The 14,201-nt window shown below is 70.9% G+C and carries 15 protein-coding genes and 1 riboswitch; of the genes, 9 read left to right on the forward strand and 6 right to left on the reverse strand.

Annotated features, from left to right (window positions below):
* Positions 1 to 4: 4 nt before the first annotated feature.
* From ACIRRS_RS30600 to ACIRRS_RS30610, 3 genes are all read left to right on the forward strand, one after another.
* On the forward strand, positions 5 to 1,279 hold the full coding sequence (locus ACIRRS_RS30600; RefSeq protein WP_402977500.1) for a ricin-type beta-trefoil lectin domain protein: 1,275 nt from the start codon (positions 5 to 7) through the stop codon (positions 1,277 to 1,279).
* Between the two features lie 76 nt (positions 1,280 to 1,355).
* Positions 1,356 to 1,500: riboswitch (cobalamin riboswitch) on the forward strand.
* A 190-nt stretch (positions 1,501 to 1,690) separates the two neighbouring features.
* Positions 1,691 to 4,090, forward strand: coding sequence for a ribonucleoside-diphosphate reductase subunit alpha (locus tag ACIRRS_RS30605; protein ID WP_402977683.1), 2,400 nt, complete (start codon positions 1,691 to 1,693; stop codon positions 4,088 to 4,090).
* On the forward strand, positions 4,090 to 5,106 hold the full coding sequence (locus tag ACIRRS_RS30610) for a ribonucleotide-diphosphate reductase subunit beta (RefSeq protein ID WP_402977503.1): 1,017 nt from the start codon (positions 4,090 to 4,092) through the stop codon (positions 5,104 to 5,106). The genes ACIRRS_RS30605 and ACIRRS_RS30610 overlap by 1 nt, the downstream gene beginning before the upstream one ends.
* Before the next feature lie 66 nt (positions 5,107 to 5,172).
* Here ACIRRS_RS30610 and ACIRRS_RS30615 read toward each other — a convergent pair whose 3' ends face one another.
* Positions 5,173 to 5,385, reverse strand: a complete 213-nt coding sequence (locus tag ACIRRS_RS30615; protein ID WP_402977506.1) for a DUF397 domain-containing protein — start codon at positions 5,383 to 5,385, stop codon at positions 5,173 to 5,175.
* A 29-nt stretch (positions 5,386 to 5,414) separates the two neighbouring features.
* Positions 5,415 to 6,272 carry a helix-turn-helix domain-containing protein gene (locus ACIRRS_RS30620; protein WP_402977509.1) on the reverse strand — a complete coding sequence of 286 codons (858 nt, stop codon included), beginning with the start codon at positions 6,270 to 6,272 and terminating at the stop codon, positions 5,415 to 5,417.
* 230 nt (positions 6,273 to 6,502) lie between these two features.
* Here ACIRRS_RS30620 and ACIRRS_RS30625 point away from each other — a divergent pair, with 230 nt between their 5' ends.
* The 5 genes from ACIRRS_RS30625 to ACIRRS_RS30645 all read left to right on the forward strand — a co-directional run bounded on the left by ACIRRS_RS30625 (position 6,503) and on the right by ACIRRS_RS30645 (position 9,975).
* Complete coding sequence (locus ACIRRS_RS30625) at positions 6,503 to 6,916, forward strand: ATP-binding protein (protein WP_402977512.1); 414 nt, start codon at positions 6,503 to 6,505, stop codon at positions 6,914 to 6,916.
* A complete protein-coding gene (locus tag ACIRRS_RS30630) occupies positions 6,913 to 7,185 on the forward strand; it encodes a hypothetical protein (RefSeq protein ID WP_402977515.1) in 273 nt (90 codons plus the stop codon). The genes ACIRRS_RS30625 and ACIRRS_RS30630 overlap by 4 nt, the downstream gene beginning before the upstream one ends.
* 201 nt (positions 7,186 to 7,386) lie before the next feature.
* Positions 7,387 to 7,641 carry a type II toxin-antitoxin system Phd/YefM family antitoxin gene (locus ACIRRS_RS30635; RefSeq protein ID WP_402977518.1) on the forward strand — a complete coding sequence of 85 codons (255 nt, stop codon included), beginning with the start codon at positions 7,387 to 7,389 and terminating at the stop codon, positions 7,639 to 7,641.
* A complete protein-coding gene (locus ACIRRS_RS30640) occupies positions 7,638 to 7,889 on the forward strand; it encodes a type II toxin-antitoxin system RelE/ParE family toxin (RefSeq protein ID WP_402977521.1) in 252 nt (83 codons plus the stop codon). The genes ACIRRS_RS30635 and ACIRRS_RS30640 overlap by 4 nt, the downstream gene beginning before the upstream one ends.
* Positions 7,890 to 8,010: 121 nt before the next feature.
* The gene (locus ACIRRS_RS30645; protein WP_402977524.1) at positions 8,011 to 9,975 is read left to right on the forward strand and encodes a protein kinase; all 1,965 of its coding nucleotides are present in this window, start codon (positions 8,011 to 8,013) and stop codon (positions 9,973 to 9,975) included.
* 95 nt (positions 9,976 to 10,070) lie between these two features.
* On the opposite strand, the gene ACIRRS_RS30650 is transcribed toward ACIRRS_RS30645, so the two are convergent.
* The 3 genes from ACIRRS_RS30650 to ACIRRS_RS30660 form a co-directional block, all read right to left on the reverse strand.
* Positions 10,071 to 10,985: a hypothetical protein gene (locus tag ACIRRS_RS30650; protein ID WP_402977526.1), complete on the reverse strand. Its 915-nt coding sequence runs from the start codon at positions 10,983 to 10,985 to the stop codon at positions 10,071 to 10,073.
* Positions 10,986 to 11,171: 186 nt separating this feature from the next.
* A complete protein-coding gene (locus ACIRRS_RS30655) occupies positions 11,172 to 11,549 on the reverse strand; it encodes a hypothetical protein (RefSeq protein ID WP_402977528.1) in 378 nt (125 codons plus the stop codon).
* Between the two features lie 16 nt (positions 11,550 to 11,565).
* Positions 11,566 to 12,120 carry an ester cyclase gene (locus ACIRRS_RS30660; RefSeq protein ID WP_402977531.1) on the reverse strand — a complete coding sequence of 185 codons (555 nt, stop codon included), beginning with the start codon at positions 12,118 to 12,120 and terminating at the stop codon, positions 11,566 to 11,568.
* Between the two features lie 108 nt (positions 12,121 to 12,228).
* Here ACIRRS_RS30660 and ACIRRS_RS30665 point away from each other — a divergent pair, with 108 nt between their 5' ends.
* The gene (locus tag ACIRRS_RS30665; RefSeq protein ID WP_402977534.1) at positions 12,229 to 12,834 is read left to right on the forward strand and encodes a TetR/AcrR family transcriptional regulator; all 606 of its coding nucleotides are present in this window, start codon (positions 12,229 to 12,231) and stop codon (positions 12,832 to 12,834) included.
* Between the two features lie 71 nt (positions 12,835 to 12,905).
* On the opposite strand, the gene ACIRRS_RS30670 is transcribed toward ACIRRS_RS30665, so the two are convergent.
* The gene (locus ACIRRS_RS30670; protein WP_402977537.1) at positions 12,906 to 14,099 is read right to left on the reverse strand and encodes an enoyl-[acyl-carrier-protein] reductase FabV; all 1,194 of its coding nucleotides are present in this window, start codon (positions 14,097 to 14,099) and stop codon (positions 12,906 to 12,908) included.
* Between the last annotated feature and the right edge of the window lie 102 nt (positions 14,100 to 14,201).

Genomic DNA, 14,201 nt, shown 5'->3' on the forward strand with positions numbered 1-14,201 from the left:
CCAGATGACCACTCCCGCCGCGCCCTTCCCGGGGCGCACGGACCGGCGCTCGTGGTGGTGGCTGGCGCCCGCCGCCGTGGTCGCGCTGATCCTGTGCGCCGCGCTCCTGCCCAGAGACCACCCGCAGGCCGCCCCGGCGGCCCCCACGGCCCCTCCGGTGACCCCGCTGCCGGCCGCCACCGCCGGGGAGCTCTGCTCCACCGGCGAGAACCGCTACCCGTCCCAGGCCGTCGACTCCGGCCGCTACCTGATCAACCCGAACGAGTGGAACTCCACCGGCGGCCTCTGCATCAGCGACACCGACGGCTCCACCGGCTTCCGGGTGACCCGCAGCGGCGTCGGCCCGGGCAGCCTGACCGACCCGGACCGGGGCCCCGGCGCCTACCCGCACATCAGCACCCAGCCCCAGGGCGGCGGCCCGCTGCCCATCCCCGTGGGCAACCTGCGGTACGCGACCAGCAGCTGGCACACCACCCAGGTCGACGCGGGGGTCTACAACGTCTCGTACGACCTCTGGTACAGCAGCAGCCGCACCAGCTGCTCGTTCACCGAGAGCGCCGAGCTGATGATCTGGCTGCGGGGGAACGGCAAGTCGCCGTTCGGCGACGCGGCCGGAGAACTGAAGGCCGGGGGCGCCTCGTACCGGGTCTTCCAGGCGCCGAAGAAGAGCAGCCACACCCTGATCACCTACGAGTCGGCCGCCAGCACCACCTCGGTGACCGACCTCGACCTGCGGGCCTTCACCCGCGACGCCGTCCAGCGCGGCTACGTCCCGGCGGGCTCGTACCTGTGCGCCGTGCAGGCCGGGTTCGAGATCTGGGACGGCGGCGCGGGGCTCTCCAGCGACTCGTTCTCGTTCCAGGCGGCCGCCGGGCAGCCCAGCGGGGCGATCACCTCGGCGCTGCCCGGGCTCTGCCTGGACAGCCGCGTGGCGGGGGACCCGGCGGCCGTCGGGGCGGGCACCTGCGACGGCTCGCCGGCGCAGACCTGGACGATGGGGGACGCCGGTTCGATCGAACAGGGCGGGCGGTGCGTCGAGGACTCGAACCTCGGTGCGCCCGTCCTCACCGGCTGCACCTCGGGCTACGGGCAGCGCTGGAACGTCACCCGGACGGGCCAGCTCGCGAACCGGGACACGGGGCGCTGTCTGGAGAATCCGGGGGCCTCGACAGGGGCCTCGACGGGGGCTTCCACGGGGGCCTCGCCGGGGGCCTCCGCACAGGTGCGTATGCGACCGTGCGCGGCCCGTCCGGGCCAGGAATGGCACCCCCCGGCTTGATCAGCTTATCGCACACGTAGTCGAACAACTTCGCCGCGCGACACTCCGGCGACACTACATGTGGGGCTGCATTGGATTCCTGGCACTAGATGTATGCTCACTCCTGCTGTCGAAGCAGGGGAACCCGGTGCGAGTCCGGGACTGCCCCGCAGCGGTGAACGGGCGGCTCGAAGGAGCCCCGCCCGCAAGTCCGAGTACCTGCCGACGGCGTGCCCACGGCCCTCCCGCAGAGGCCGCGCAGCACCGAGCACCACCCTCCGGGCCTCGCGGGCGGGCCGGGGAGTCACCGTCGCGCGTACGCCTTTCCGCGTCCGCGCCGAGCTCCCCTGCCCCGAACGGCCCGGCGCCCGTCCGATCAGCCGCCGATCGCCGCCAGGAGAGAGCGCCTTGACCACCGCTGCCTCAGCCACCCTGCCCGCCCAGGGCACCGGCACCGCCTTCACCGACCCGACGGTCTCCGACCCCGGCGGTGCTCTCCTGCGGCTGCTCACCGACCGCAGCGCCGATCTCCCCGAGGTCGACCCCGGCCACGTCGCCGCCGCCGCGCTGCGCGGCCGCCACGCCGGCTCGGACTTCGCCGAGCTGCGCGGCCTCGCCGTGGACGCCGCCGCGTCGATGATCGCCGAGGACCCCCAGTACTCGAAGCTGGCCGCCCGCCTGCTCGCCCTGGAGATCGTCGACGAGGCCAACGGCCAGGGCGCGACCTCCTTCTCCGCCTCCATCGCCGTCGGCCACGCCGAGGGCCTGATCGGCGACGTCACCGCCGCGTTCGTCGCCAAGCACTCCGCCGCGCTCGACGCCCTGATCGACACCGAGGGCGACGACCGCTTCGAGTACTTCGGCCTGCGCACCGTGCAGTCCCGCTACCTGCTGCGCCACCCGATCACCCGCAAGGTCGTCGAGACCCCGCAGCACTTCCTGCTCCGCGTCGCCTGCGGCCTGGCGGTCGGCGACACCGAGCAGTCCGTGCGCGAGGTCGCCGAGCTGTACCGCCTGATGAGCCGCCTGGAGTACCTGACCTCCTCGCCGACGCTCTTCAACTCCGGCACCCGGCACCCGCAGATGTCCAGCTGCTACCTGCTGGACTCCCCGCTGGACAACCTGGACTCGATCTACAACCGCTACGCGCAGATCGCCCGCCTGTCCAAGCACGCCGGCGGCATCGGCCTGTCCTACTCGCGCATCCGCTCGCGCGGCAGCCTGATCCGCGGCACCAACGGCAAGTCCAACGGCATCGTGCCGTTCCTGCGCACCCTCGACTCCTCCGTCGCCGCCGTCAACCAGGGCGGCCGGCGCAAGGGCGCGGCCTGCGTCTACCTGGAGACCTGGCACGCCGACATCGAGGAGTTCCTGGAGCTCCGCGACAACACCGGCGAAGAGGCGCGCCGCACCCACAACCTCAACCTGGCGCACTGGATCCCGGACGAGTTCATGCGCCGCGTGAACGCCAACGCCGACTGGTCGCTGTTCTCCCCGGCCGACGTCCCCGAGCTGGTCGACCTCTGGGGCGCCGAGTTCGACGAGGCCTACCTCAAGGCCGAGCTGGCCGGCAAGGCCGTGCGCACCATCCCGGCGCAGACCCTGTACGCCCGCATGATGCGCACCCTCGCGCAGACCGGCAACGGCTGGATGACCTTCAAGGACGCCTCCAACCGCGCCGCCAACCAGACGGCCCTGCCGGGCCGCACGGTGCACTCCTCGAACCTGTGCACCGAGATCCTGGAGGTCACGGACGACTCCGAGACCGCCGTCTGCAACCTGGGGTCGGTCAACCTCGGTGCGCACGTGGCCGTTGGCGCCGGCGCCGATGACCTGATCAACGCCATGGACTGGGAGCGCCTCGACGCCACCGTCCGCACGGCCGTGACCTTCCTCGACCGCGTGGTGGACATCAACTTCTACCCGACGGTCGAAGCGGGGACCTCCAACTCCCGCTGGCGGCCCGTGGGCCTGGGCGTCATGGGCCTCCAGGACGTCTTCTTCAAGCTGCGCCTCGACTTCGACTCGGCCGAGGCCGCGAAGCTGTCCACGCTCATCTCCGAGCGCATCATGCTCACCGCGTACCAGCGCTCCGCCGACCTGGCCGAGCAGCTGGGCCGCCACGAGGCGTACGGCGAGACCCGCGCCGCCCGCGGCGAGCTGCACATCGACCACTTCCCGTCGGCCGCTCCGCAGTGGGCCTCGGAGTGGGAGGCGCTGCGCGCCCGCATCGCCGTCACCGGCCTGCGCAACTCGCTGCTGCTCGCGATCGCCCCGACCGCGACCATCGCCTCCATCGCCGGCGTGTACGAGTGCATCGAGCCGCAGGTGTCCAACCTGTTCAAGCGCGAGACGCTCTCCGGCGAGTTCCTCCAGGTCAACCCGTACCTGGTGCGCGAGCTCAAGGACCTCGGCGTCTGGGACCAGCAGACCCGCGACTCGCTGCGCGACGCCAACGGCTCGGTGCAGGAGCTCAGCTGGCTGCCCGCCGAGGTGCGCTCGCTGTACCGCACCGCGTGGGAGCTGCCGCAGCGCGCGCTGATCGACCTGGCCGCGGCCCGCATGCCGTACCTCGACCAGAGCCAGTCGCTGAACCTGTTCATGGCGGCGCCGACCATCGGCAAGCTCAGCTCGATGTACGCCTACGCGTGGAAGGTCGGTCTGAAGACCACCTACTACCTGCGCTCGCGCCCGGCGACCCGCATCGCCCAGGCCGCCTCGGGTGCCGCGCGTACGGCCGTCCCGGTGCCCACCCCGACCATGACCCAGGCCGAGCAGGATGCCATCGCCTGCTCCCTGGAGAACCCCGAGTCCTGCGAGGCCTGCCAGTAATGAGCGACGACCGCGAGAAGATGCTGCTCGACCCCGGGTTCGAGCTGACCCTGCGCCCGATGCGCTACCCGTCGTTCTACGACCGGTACCGGGACGCGATCAAGAACACCTGGACGGTCGAGGAGGTCGACCTCCACTCGGACGTGGCCGACCTGGCCAAGCTGAGCGAGGGCGAGCGCCACATGATCGGGCGGCTGGTGGCGTTCTTCGCCACCGGTGACTCGATCGTCTCGAACAACGTGGTGCTGAGCCTCTACAAGCACATCAACTCGCCCGAGGCGCGGCTGTACCTCTCGCGGCAGTTGTTCGAAGAGGCCGTGCACGTCCAGTTCTACCTGACGCTGCTGGACACCTACCTGCCTGACCCGGAGGACCGCAACGCGGCCTTCGCCGCGGTGGAGAACATTCCGTCGATCGCGCAGAAGGCGCAGTTCTGCTTCAAGTACATGAACGCGGTCGACCACATCGACTCGCTGCAGACGAAGGAAGATCGGCGGGCGTTCCTGCTCAACCTGATCTGCTTCGCGGCGTGTGTGGAGGGTCTGTTCTTCTACGGCGCCTTCGCGTACGTGTACTGGTTCCGCTCGCGCGGTCTGCTGCACGGTCTGGCCACGGGGACGAACTGGGTGTTCCGCGACGAGTCCATGCACATGGACTTCGCCATGTCGGTGGTGGACACCGTTCGCGAGGAGGAGCCCGACCTCTTCGACGAGGAGATGGCCAAGCAGGTCACGGAGATGCTGGAGGAGGCTGTGGAAGCCGAGCTCCAGTTCGCCCAGGACCTGTGCGGTGAGGGTCTCCCCGGCATGAACACCGCGTCCATGCGCGAGTACCTCCAGGCCGTCGCCGACCAGCGCCTCGCGCGCCTCGGGATGCCGATCCGGTACGGGTCCACGAACCCGTTCGGCTTCATGGAGCTGCAGAACGTCCAGGAGCTGACCAACTTCTTCGAGCGCCGGGTGTCCGCGTACCAGGTCGCCGTCGAGGGCTCGGTCGCCTTCGACGACGACTTCTAAGAAGAGCCGATAGACAGAGGTGCCCCGCACGGCCACGGCCCGTGCGGGGCACCTCTGTTTGTCATGTCAGTCGAGGCCCGGAAGCTCCCCGCCCTTGACCCCGGAGACGAACGAAGCCCAAGCATCGGCTTCGAAAGCCAGCACAGGGCCGTCCTCATCCTTGGAGTCTCGAACAGCCATCCCGCCCGACGCGAGACGGCCGGTCTCAACGCAATCGTTCGCCTGAGCGCTGTAGCTGCTCTTGCGCCATTCCCGAACAGTGAACTCCGGTACGGTCATTGCGCTCACACCTCTGTCTGGTCTCGTGCTCACTTCTCCGCCGCGATCGCGGAGATCATATCCACCGAGCTCTCCGGACTCAGAGCAGACGACCGAAGGTACTCGAAGACCAGCCCGTAGCCGTCCAGTTCTGCCTGCTGCTCCATGTAGTGGCTGCTCGTCAGCGTCTCCAAGAACACAGCTCCAGGATTCGGGGAGTCCGTAAACCCAAACATCACAAACGCCCCACATGCACCTGCCGTGGCGCCGACCGCCAGAGGAACAACCTGCAAGGTCACGTTCGGAAGCTGAGCAACCTCAGCGAGGTGCTGCAACTGCGCCCGCTGAACGTCCCTGCCACCGACCGGGCACCTGAGTGCTGGCTCCCAGATGATCGCCGAGAATCTGGCCGGATCAGGCTTGGAGAGAACTTCCTTCCGCTCCATGCGGATCTCAACGAGCTGCTCAATCCGCTCCGGCCGCACCGCAGCCGGGTTCGCTCCCAGTATTGAGCGAGCGTACTGCTCTGTCTGCAACAAGCCCGGCACGACCATGGATTGCCATGTCCGGATGTACCGGGCATCCCCTTCGAGCCCGAGGAAGTCGGCATAGGCCGGCGGAACCGTGTCGCCGTAGTCATGCCACCATCCGCGCTTCTTGCTATCCCTGGCCAACACCTCAAGCACTTCGCGGTCCTCCCGCGCCGTGACCCCGTAGAGATTCAGCAGGATGCCCAGATCCAGTCGCCGAATGCCTGACGCGCCGGTCTCTATCCTGCTGATCTTCGCGCGAGAGCACTCCAGCGCCTTCGCGGCGTCCTCCGTGGTCTTGCCGGCCGAATCTCGGAGACGTCGCAACTCCGAGCCAAGACGGCGGCCCCGCACGGTCGGCCTCAGTTCATCAGCCATGCACAGATCCTCTCCATGACAAGCCCCAAGTCTGCCTCGTGACGATGCGTCAATCCAGCAAACCACATCTGCATCGTTGCAGTTGTTTCGCTTGCGACTTGCATCACCACAGGTGCATGCTACTCAACGTAGTCCACCATGCGACCCATCGTGATCATGGCGGGCTTTCACCGGGCATCCCCATGCCCCTTCAGCCGCTCTCACCCCAGACCAACAGAGGTGGCCCCGCCATGCCTGAACACACCTGCTGGCTCCCCCGGCACCGCAAGTCCCCCCGCGCCGCCCGCCAGGAACTCCGTTCCTTCCTCCTCCCCCTCCCCTCCGGCGAACTCCTCCTCCCCAACGCGGAGTTGCTCCTCAGCGAGCTCGTCACCAACGCCGTCCAGCACGCCCGCACCCCGCGTGACCGGCTCCTCTTCATCCGCTTCCACCTCTCCCCCGACCGCACCCTCCGCATCGAAGTCCACGACGCCGACAGCGAGAAGCCCACGCTCCGCGACGCCTCCGACTCCGACGAGGCCGGCCGAGGGCTGCTCCTCATCCACGAGTTGGCCGCCGAATGGGGGTGCTCCCCGCGCCGGGGCGGCATCGGCAAGTTCGTGTGGTGCCACCTCACCGCGCCCATCTACACGGCCACCCCGTGACCACTCTCCGGGCCGAGATCGCCCGAATCATGCCGCCCGCCTACTTCCCGGACCTGGACCGCGCCCTGCCCGTCCTCTGGGAGCAGGTCCGCGGCCTCCCCGTCAGCGAGGCCCACCGGGACTTCATCCGCCTCTGCATCGGCCCCGCCGGCGGCGAGGGCATCGCCGAATGCCTCACCCGCCACGGCAGTTGGAGCACCACCCTCTACGTCGGCGGCATGACCACCTGGACCGCCCACCGCATCACCATCGCCACCCACCGCCCCTGAACTCCCCGTCCCCGCCCGGCGCTCGCCGGGCGGGGACAGAAGAAGCACCCGCGCGTCTGCTCGTTCGCACGAACCGATGGCCACCCAGCGATCCACAGCTGCACCCCACTGCACGCGAGTCCGAGGCGACTACTCAGTGCTCATAGGTGCGACTCACCGAAGTATCACCCTCGAAAGCAGCGCAAAGTGTACACTTCTGTCATGAGTGAGACTTTGCCCATCACCGAGGCGCGAGCGAGATTCGGCACTCTGGTACGCCGCGCCTCCCACAGTCGCGAACGCATCACCATCACCGACCACGGTCAGCCCGCTGCCGTACTCATCAATCCACAGGAACTCGCCGACCTGGAAGACGAGCTGGCCGTCGCCCGCTATCGCGCTCGCCAGGCCGCAGGCACCGTCGCGAGCGTGCCCCACGAGGACGTCCGATCCCTCCTGGGCCTGGAGCGTGAATGACCTACCGGATCATCTGGGACGAGCCCGCGATCAACGCGGCCGCCCGATTCCTCAAGGATGACGCGGATGGCCTGCGCCAGGTCATGGACGCGGTCGACCTTCTGGCCGACGACCCCCGGCCGATAGGCTCGGCGCCCTACGGCTCACCGGATCTTCGTCGCATACACGTCGGCCCTTACCGCGTCCTGTACGAGATCACCGAGCAGGTGGTGACCATCGCGGTCCTCCATCTCGGCCGCATCCTCTGAGGATCACCAACGCAGCGGAGCCGCCCGTGCGAGCGGTTCCGCTCGCTCATGCTGCACAGGAAGTCGGCGGGGCCGACTTCCTGTGCAGCGCCTCGGAACGCCATTGCCTAGAGTGACCCGCATGTCTGTTGGGGTGGGGTACATGGTCAACAGCCGGTACCGGCTGGACCGGCTGATCGGGCAGGGCGGGATGGGCCGGGTGTGGGGTGGGCACGATGCCAACCTGGACCGGGTCGTCGCGGTCAAGGAGTTGATGCTCCCCGACGACCTTCCCCCGGAGGAGCGCCACGAGTTGGTGCAGCGGGCCCTGCGCGAGGCGCGCGTGGCGGCCCGGCTGCGGCACGACGGGGTGATCACCGTCCACGACGTCGTCACCGACGGCGGTATCCCCTGGATCGTCATGGAGCTGATCCAGGGTTCCTCCCTCGCCGGGGAGATCCGCGAGCGGGGCGCCATGGACTGGCGCCGGGTGGCCGAACTCGGCGCGGCCATGGCCGACGCGCTGGCCCACGCGCACGCCGCGGGCGTCGTGCACCGTGACCTCAAGCCCGAGAACGTCCTGCTCGACGGTAGCCGCGCCGTCATCGCCGACTTCGGGATCGCCCGTGTCCTGGACGCCACCACCCAGCTCACCCGCACCGGCGTCGCCATCGGCACCCCGCACTACATGGCGCCGGAACAGTTGGAGGGCCGGGACGCCACGCCCGCCAGCGACATGTGGTCGCTGGGCGCGACGCTGTACGCGATCGTCGAGGGCCGCCGGCCGTTCGACGCCACGACGCTCACGGCGCTGTACGTCGCGATCCTCACCCAGCCTCCCGCACCGCCCTCGAACGCCGGGCCGCTGGCGGAGTTGCTGAAGTCGCTGCTGAGCAAGGACCCGACGCGGCGGCCGGACGCACGCACGACGGCCGACTCCCTGCGTCGCAGCCTCCCGGGCCCGGGCCCGGGGTACAGCCCGACCGTCGTCGTGTCGACAAAGGTCGACCACGTCCCCGGTCCGAATCCACCCCGCCCGATTCCGTTCCTCCCGGTTCCACCCCGCCCGAGCCGGCCACCGCGGCCGCCGGTCCAGGGACCGCCTTCGCTCGAAGCCCTGCGACCGCTGTTCGTCTGCGCGCCCGAACAGGCCATCGAGCAGGCGTGGTTGCGGCCGGTCACCGCCCAGGGATTCCCCGCGCTGGCGGTGTGCCTGCGCGGGCGGGAGCGGGGGTGGCCCTGGTCGTCGGTGGAGGTCCACAGCACGGTCAGGCAGACGCCGCTCGTCCCGGTGCCCGGGTTGTTCGGACCGGAAGAGGGCGTGGTGCTGGCGAACGGGCCCGACGCCACCGCCCTGGCCGTCCTGCAACGGGTACCGGACGCCTTCTCGCAGACGGCTCAGCAGGTCGTCGACGCCGATCTGCGCGGGCAGGCGCCCGCGCCCGGCCGGCCGCTGGACCTGCCGGAGGGGCCGCAGCCGTACACCACCGGCGCCGTGGTCCAGCGCGCGATCGCTCTGGCCGGGCCGGAGGTGAATCCCGTCCTCATGATGGGACCGGGGCGTCGGCTGCACTTCGCGGGTGACTCGAACCCCCACCACCTGCTGTCCGCTGCCGACGACACCGTGATCGGGTGGCAGGACGGGACGGGGTGGCGCCACACCGGTGCGGTCGCCTGGGCCGCGTCGAGCGGGCAGATCCGGCACGTCTTCGGCGACAGTCGGACGGTGACCGGCCTCACCCTCAGCACCTCCGGCACGCTCGCCTGCCTGTCCGGCCCGGAGGGCGTGGCCGTCCACGAGGCGGCCACCGGCACGGAGGTCGGCCGCCTGCCGATCTCCACCTCCCGGGGCGATCGGTCCGGAGAGCTGGTCCTGGTCGACGAGTTCCTCCGGCGGGTCTTCGTGGTCCACGTCCTCGACGGCGCCATCCGGATCTGGAGCGTGGACCAGCGCCAGGTCGTCGCCGAGCTGCCCGGGCTCGGCGAACGCGTCCTCGCCGCACGGGTGGTGACGTTCGGCATCAAACCGGCCCTGGCCGTCGTCACTCCGCGACGGGTCGGCGTGCTGAAGCTTCCGATCGCGAGGTTCGAGGCCGCGAAGCGGTAGCAAGCACGGGAAGTCGGCCGGGCCGACTTCCCGTGCGGCACAGCGCTACCGCGCGAGCTCCCGGCGGACAGCCGTGACGACCTCGACGTCGTCCGTCAGTTGATCCGGTGCCGCTGGGTGTTGCAGCCGTAGAAGTAGCCGCAGAAGATCGTGTACGGGCCCCGGTCCGCCTTCTCCGGGTCGTAGATCACGTGCCCGCTGTTGTCGTAGTTGCGGGCCGCCGTCTGGCCCGGCTTGTGGCCCCAGAACCCTTCCTTCTGCTTCCGGTACCAGTGGTAGTCGCGCCCGCCGGGGATGACGACCAGGGCCGTGAGGTAGCGCGGCTTCTCGCTGTCGGGAAAGCAGTCGAACCGGTGGTGCATGCCGTCGCAGAGCGCCCCGCGGCCCACCTCGGCGCAGGTGATCTGGGTGTACATGTGGCCGCAGCCCCGGCCGGGCTGGGCGAAGGTGTTGGTGCGCCAGTTGCTCGCGTAGTTGTAACAGTTGTTGTGGGCCATGACGTTCGGGTCGTTGTTCCAGAACCCGGGGTTGAACGCCGCGAACTCGATCTGGCAGGTGACCGCGAGGTCCTCCCCCCGCTCGCCGCCCGCCGGTTCGACCCGGTCCGTCGCCGAGACCCGGCCGCCGCCCGCCAGTTGGCCGAGCAGGAACTCCCGGAAGTCCTCCTCGACCGGCAGCACCGAGCCGGCGAAGGTGTCGGGGGCGTGGCCCCAGTCCGCGGTGGCGATCAGCCGCTCGGCGACCTCCGCCGCGCGCCCGGCGCCCGCCTGCGCCCCGGCCGGGAGGAACAGCCGGGACTCCACGTCGAAGTCGTGCGACAGCTCGTCGTCGAAGGTCTCGACCCAGAACCCTCGCAGGCCCAGGCCGCCGGCCTGCGCCTCGGCGGGCCCGGCGAGCAGGTCGCGGTCCCGCGCCAGCTCCCTGAGGGCGGCGCGCGCCTCTGTTTCGTCGGTGATGTCCGCCGTGGGGTTGGGTCGGCCGGAGTAGATGTCGGCGGTGATCCTCAGCATGGTCCCGGTCTCCTTGATCGAGGAGTGAGGTGGGGGCCGGTGGTCGGCGACGACCTCCCTACCCCTCGCCCTTCGGCCCGGAACCCCGCGGGCCCGTCACTGCACGAGAAGTCGGCCGGGCCGACTTCTCGTGCAGCACACCTCCGTGCAGCCGACCGAAACCGCCGCCCGGTGGCCGATTCCGCCCTACCGCGCGAGCTCCCGGCGGGCCTCCGCCACGACCTCGGGGTCCAGCTCCCCCGCCCCACGGTCGAGCAGCCAGCGCTCCAACTCCCGCCCCGGGTCCCGCAGTCGGCGTGCCGACCCGCCCGGGCCCCGCACCGTCACCACACCACCCGACAGGAGGACCTCCTCCGCGCCGCCGAGGACCCTCAGCCCCCGGTAGCCGAGCCCGTCGTACGGGCGCCCGCCCCCGCCGTCCGCCGCCAGCGCCCCGAGCCGGCGCGCCAACTCCGCTGCGGCCCCGGCCTCCAGGGAGAACCGGGGGTTGGGCCGGCCGCTGTAGAGGTCCACCTCGACGAACATCCGTGACCGCCCTTCCTCGTCGGTTGACGCTCCCAGCATGGTGACACCAGGGGCGCTACAGCGCCGTGGCCGCCGCCCGGTCCGCGGATTCGGCGATCCGGTCGGCCGCCTCGGCCGCGCGGCCGTCCGCCCGCCACTCCTCGACGAGCCGTGCGACCGGGCCGGGCGGGACGAGGCCGAGCTGGCCGAACAGGGTGAGGTCGTCACGCACGGCCTCGTGCCGCAGGACCTTCCCGTCCCGCAGCCGCAGCACGTGGACCTGATCGGTGTCGATCTCGACCCCCGTGGGCGGGATCGCCTGGTCGAGCCGCCCGTCCCGGTAGCGGACGAACGGGCCGGTGTGCCGCCCGACCATCCGCAGCCGTATCCACACCTGGTCGCCCTCGTGCACCACCCCGCTCACCGGGAAGGCCAGGTCGCTGAACGCCGCCCGCAGCCACGCGCCCGAGGCGAGCACCCCGGCGGGCCCGGGGATCGAGGAGGCGGCGGGCGAGACGACGGCCTCGCGGTTGACGAACTCCGGGTGCACGACCCGCGCGGCCAGGGCCGCGTCGCCGGTGGCCAGGACGGTGAAGAGGCCGCGGGCCGCGTCCTCGGCTGTGATTCCCATGGTTCGGTTCCCCTCCGACACGAGGGCGCGGGCTGCGCCCTGACGTGAATTCAGGTTAGTCACAACCTATTGAATAGGTCCAGTACTTTCGAAGCTAGGCTGAACCCCATGCCGACCAAACGCAGGTACGTCTCCCCCTTGCGCGAGCAGGCCGCCGCCCAGACCCGCGCCCAGATCCTCCGGTCGGCGATCCGGCTGTTCGCCGAACGCGGCTACGGCCGGGTCACCGTCGCCGACATCGCCGCCGACGCGGGCGTCTCCGCCAAGGCCGTCTTCGCCAGCGCGGGCAGCAAGAGCGACATCCTCAACGAGATCGTCGACACCGCCGTACGGGCCTCCGGCGAGGAGCGGGCGATGCGTGCCGTGCTCGCCGCGCCGGACCGGGAGTCCGCCCTCACCGCGCTGGCCCGCGGCACCCGGGCCGGGAACGAGGGCACGTTCACCGTGCACGAGGCGATCCACAAGGCGCTGCCCGCCCACGAGGACGGCGAGGCCCTGTGGGAGCGCGCCACCGCCTCCTACCGCACCGCCCTCGACGCCACCGCCCAGCACCTGCGCGCCCTCGGACAGGAGGAGGACGTCGCGGACCTCCTCTGGTTCTGGTTCGGCCCCGGCAGCTGGCGCACCCTGGTCGTCGAGAACGGCTGGACCTGGGACCGCGCCGAGGCCTTCCTCCTGCGCACCGCCCTCGCCACCCTGCGGGCCGACACCTAAAAGGCCCCGGCCCGCCCGCGCGAAGGCGGGCGAACCGGGGCCACCGGGCGGCGGGCCGCCCGGACAACGCGTCAGCGCGACGGCCAGGCCACCACCGTCTCGACCTCCACCGAGTAGTCCACACCCGGCACGTCCCAGCCGTACAGCTCCCGGAACTGCTGGTAGAACCAGGCCGCCCCGCCCGGCTCCGCCGCCAGCGCCGCCGCCGGGTCCGCCCACAGCTCGCGCACGCGCTGCTGCACGGACTCGTCCAGCTCCCACCCGTCGAGCCGGATGCGCCCCTGCCCGTCCAGGTTCAGCGGGCGGGCGCCCGTCAGCTGCTCCCACAGGTCCACGGCCTGGTCGGCGGTGGTGCGCCAGCCGTCCTCGCCGAGGACGTTGCGCAGCAGTGAGGTGTACAGCGCGATGGACGGGATCGCCGTCGACGCCTGGGTGACGGCCGCGCCGGCCACGACGGTGAACGCCCGGCCCCGCTCGCCCAGCACCTCGGCGTCCAGCGCGTGCGCGGTCGCCTCCAGGTGCTCCTTGGCCGCGCCGATGGTGCCCTGGCGGTACACCGGGGCGGTGATCTCGGAGCCGACGTAGGAGAGCGCGACGGTGGTGAAGCCGGGGGCGAGCAGGTCCGCCCCGGCCAGGGCGTCCACCCACAGCCGCCAGTCCTCGCCGCCCATCACCTTGACGGTCGCGGCCCGCTCGGCCTCGTCGGCCGGGCTGAGGTCGACGCTGCCGATCCGCGGCTCGCCGTCCTCGAAGACCAGGGACGGCGAGGTGTAGGCCGCGCCGATCGGCTTGATGACGGAGTGGTGGATCTCGCCGGTGGCCGGGTCGGAGCGCCGGGGCGAGGCCAGGGAGTAGATCAGGTAATCCACCCGGCCGTAGCGGTCGGCGAGCAGTTCGAGGACCTCCGTACGGGTCGCGTCCGCGTACGCGTCGGCGTTGACGAAGGTGAAGTCGCCCCCGTCGCGCTCGATCAGCTCCGCGGCGGCGGCCGTGCGGTACCAGCCGGCGGTGGCGGTGCGCCGCTCACTGGCCGGGGTCTCGTACGCGACGCCGACGCCGCGCACGCCGTGGCGGCGCAGGCCGGCCAACAGGACGGACTGGCCGTAGCCCGCGCTGGAGCCGAGCACCAGGACGACCGGACGGCTGTCGCCGGAGGCGGGCTCCAGACCGTCCCGGAGCCGCTCGACGGTGGCCGCGCTGCCGGCGGGGTGGGAGTTGACGATCAGGTAGCCCCGCTGCTTGGGGGTGATCTGCTGCGTGCTCACGCGGTGCTTGCCCTCTTCTCCAGGTGTCCTGTGGTTCGGATCGTAACCAGCGCACCGCCCGGCACCGCTGCCGGAGCGCCACCGAGGATGCGCCGCGCGCTT

Source organism: Kitasatospora sp. NPDC101183, from assembly GCF_044767945.1.
Taxonomy (GTDB): domain Bacteria; phylum Actinomycetota; class Actinomycetes; order Streptomycetales; family Streptomycetaceae; genus Kitasatospora.

Excerpts from the sequence above, each read along its gene's own strand:
- ACIRRS_RS30600 (WP_402977500.1), top strand. The coding sequence starts at position 5 with ATGACCACTCCCGCCGCGCCCTTCCCGGGGCGCACGGACCGGCGCTCG.
- ACIRRS_RS30610 (WP_402977503.1), top strand. The coding sequence starts at position 4,090 with ATGAGCGACGACCGCGAGAAGATGCTGCTCGACCCCGGGTTCGAGCTG.
- ACIRRS_RS30615 (WP_402977506.1), bottom strand. The coding sequence starts at position 5,385 with ATGACCGTACCGGAGTTCACTGTTCGGGAATGGCGCAAGAGCAGCTAC.
- ACIRRS_RS30620 (WP_402977509.1), bottom strand. The coding sequence starts at position 6,272 with ATGGCTGATGAACTGAGGCCGACCGTGCGGGGCCGCCGTCTTGGCTCG.
- ACIRRS_RS30625 (WP_402977512.1), top strand. The coding sequence starts at position 6,503 with ATGCCTGAACACACCTGCTGGCTCCCCCGGCACCGCAAGTCCCCCCGC.
- ACIRRS_RS30635 (WP_402977518.1), top strand. The coding sequence starts at position 7,387 with ATGAGTGAGACTTTGCCCATCACCGAGGCGCGAGCGAGATTCGGCACT.
- ACIRRS_RS30640 (WP_402977521.1), top strand. The coding sequence starts at position 7,638 with ATGACCTACCGGATCATCTGGGACGAGCCCGCGATCAACGCGGCCGCC.
- ACIRRS_RS30645 (WP_402977524.1), top strand. The coding sequence starts at position 8,011 with ATGTCTGTTGGGGTGGGGTACATGGTCAACAGCCGGTACCGGCTGGAC.
- ACIRRS_RS30650 (WP_402977526.1), bottom strand. The coding sequence starts at position 10,985 with ATGCTGAGGATCACCGCCGACATCTACTCCGGCCGACCCAACCCCACG.
- ACIRRS_RS30655 (WP_402977528.1), bottom strand. The coding sequence starts at position 11,549 with ATGCTGGGAGCGTCAACCGACGAGGAAGGGCGGTCACGGATGTTCGTC.
- ACIRRS_RS30660 (WP_402977531.1), bottom strand. The coding sequence starts at position 12,120 with ATGGGAATCACAGCCGAGGACGCGGCCCGCGGCCTCTTCACCGTCCTG.
- ACIRRS_RS30665 (WP_402977534.1), top strand. The coding sequence starts at position 12,229 with ATGCCGACCAAACGCAGGTACGTCTCCCCCTTGCGCGAGCAGGCCGCC.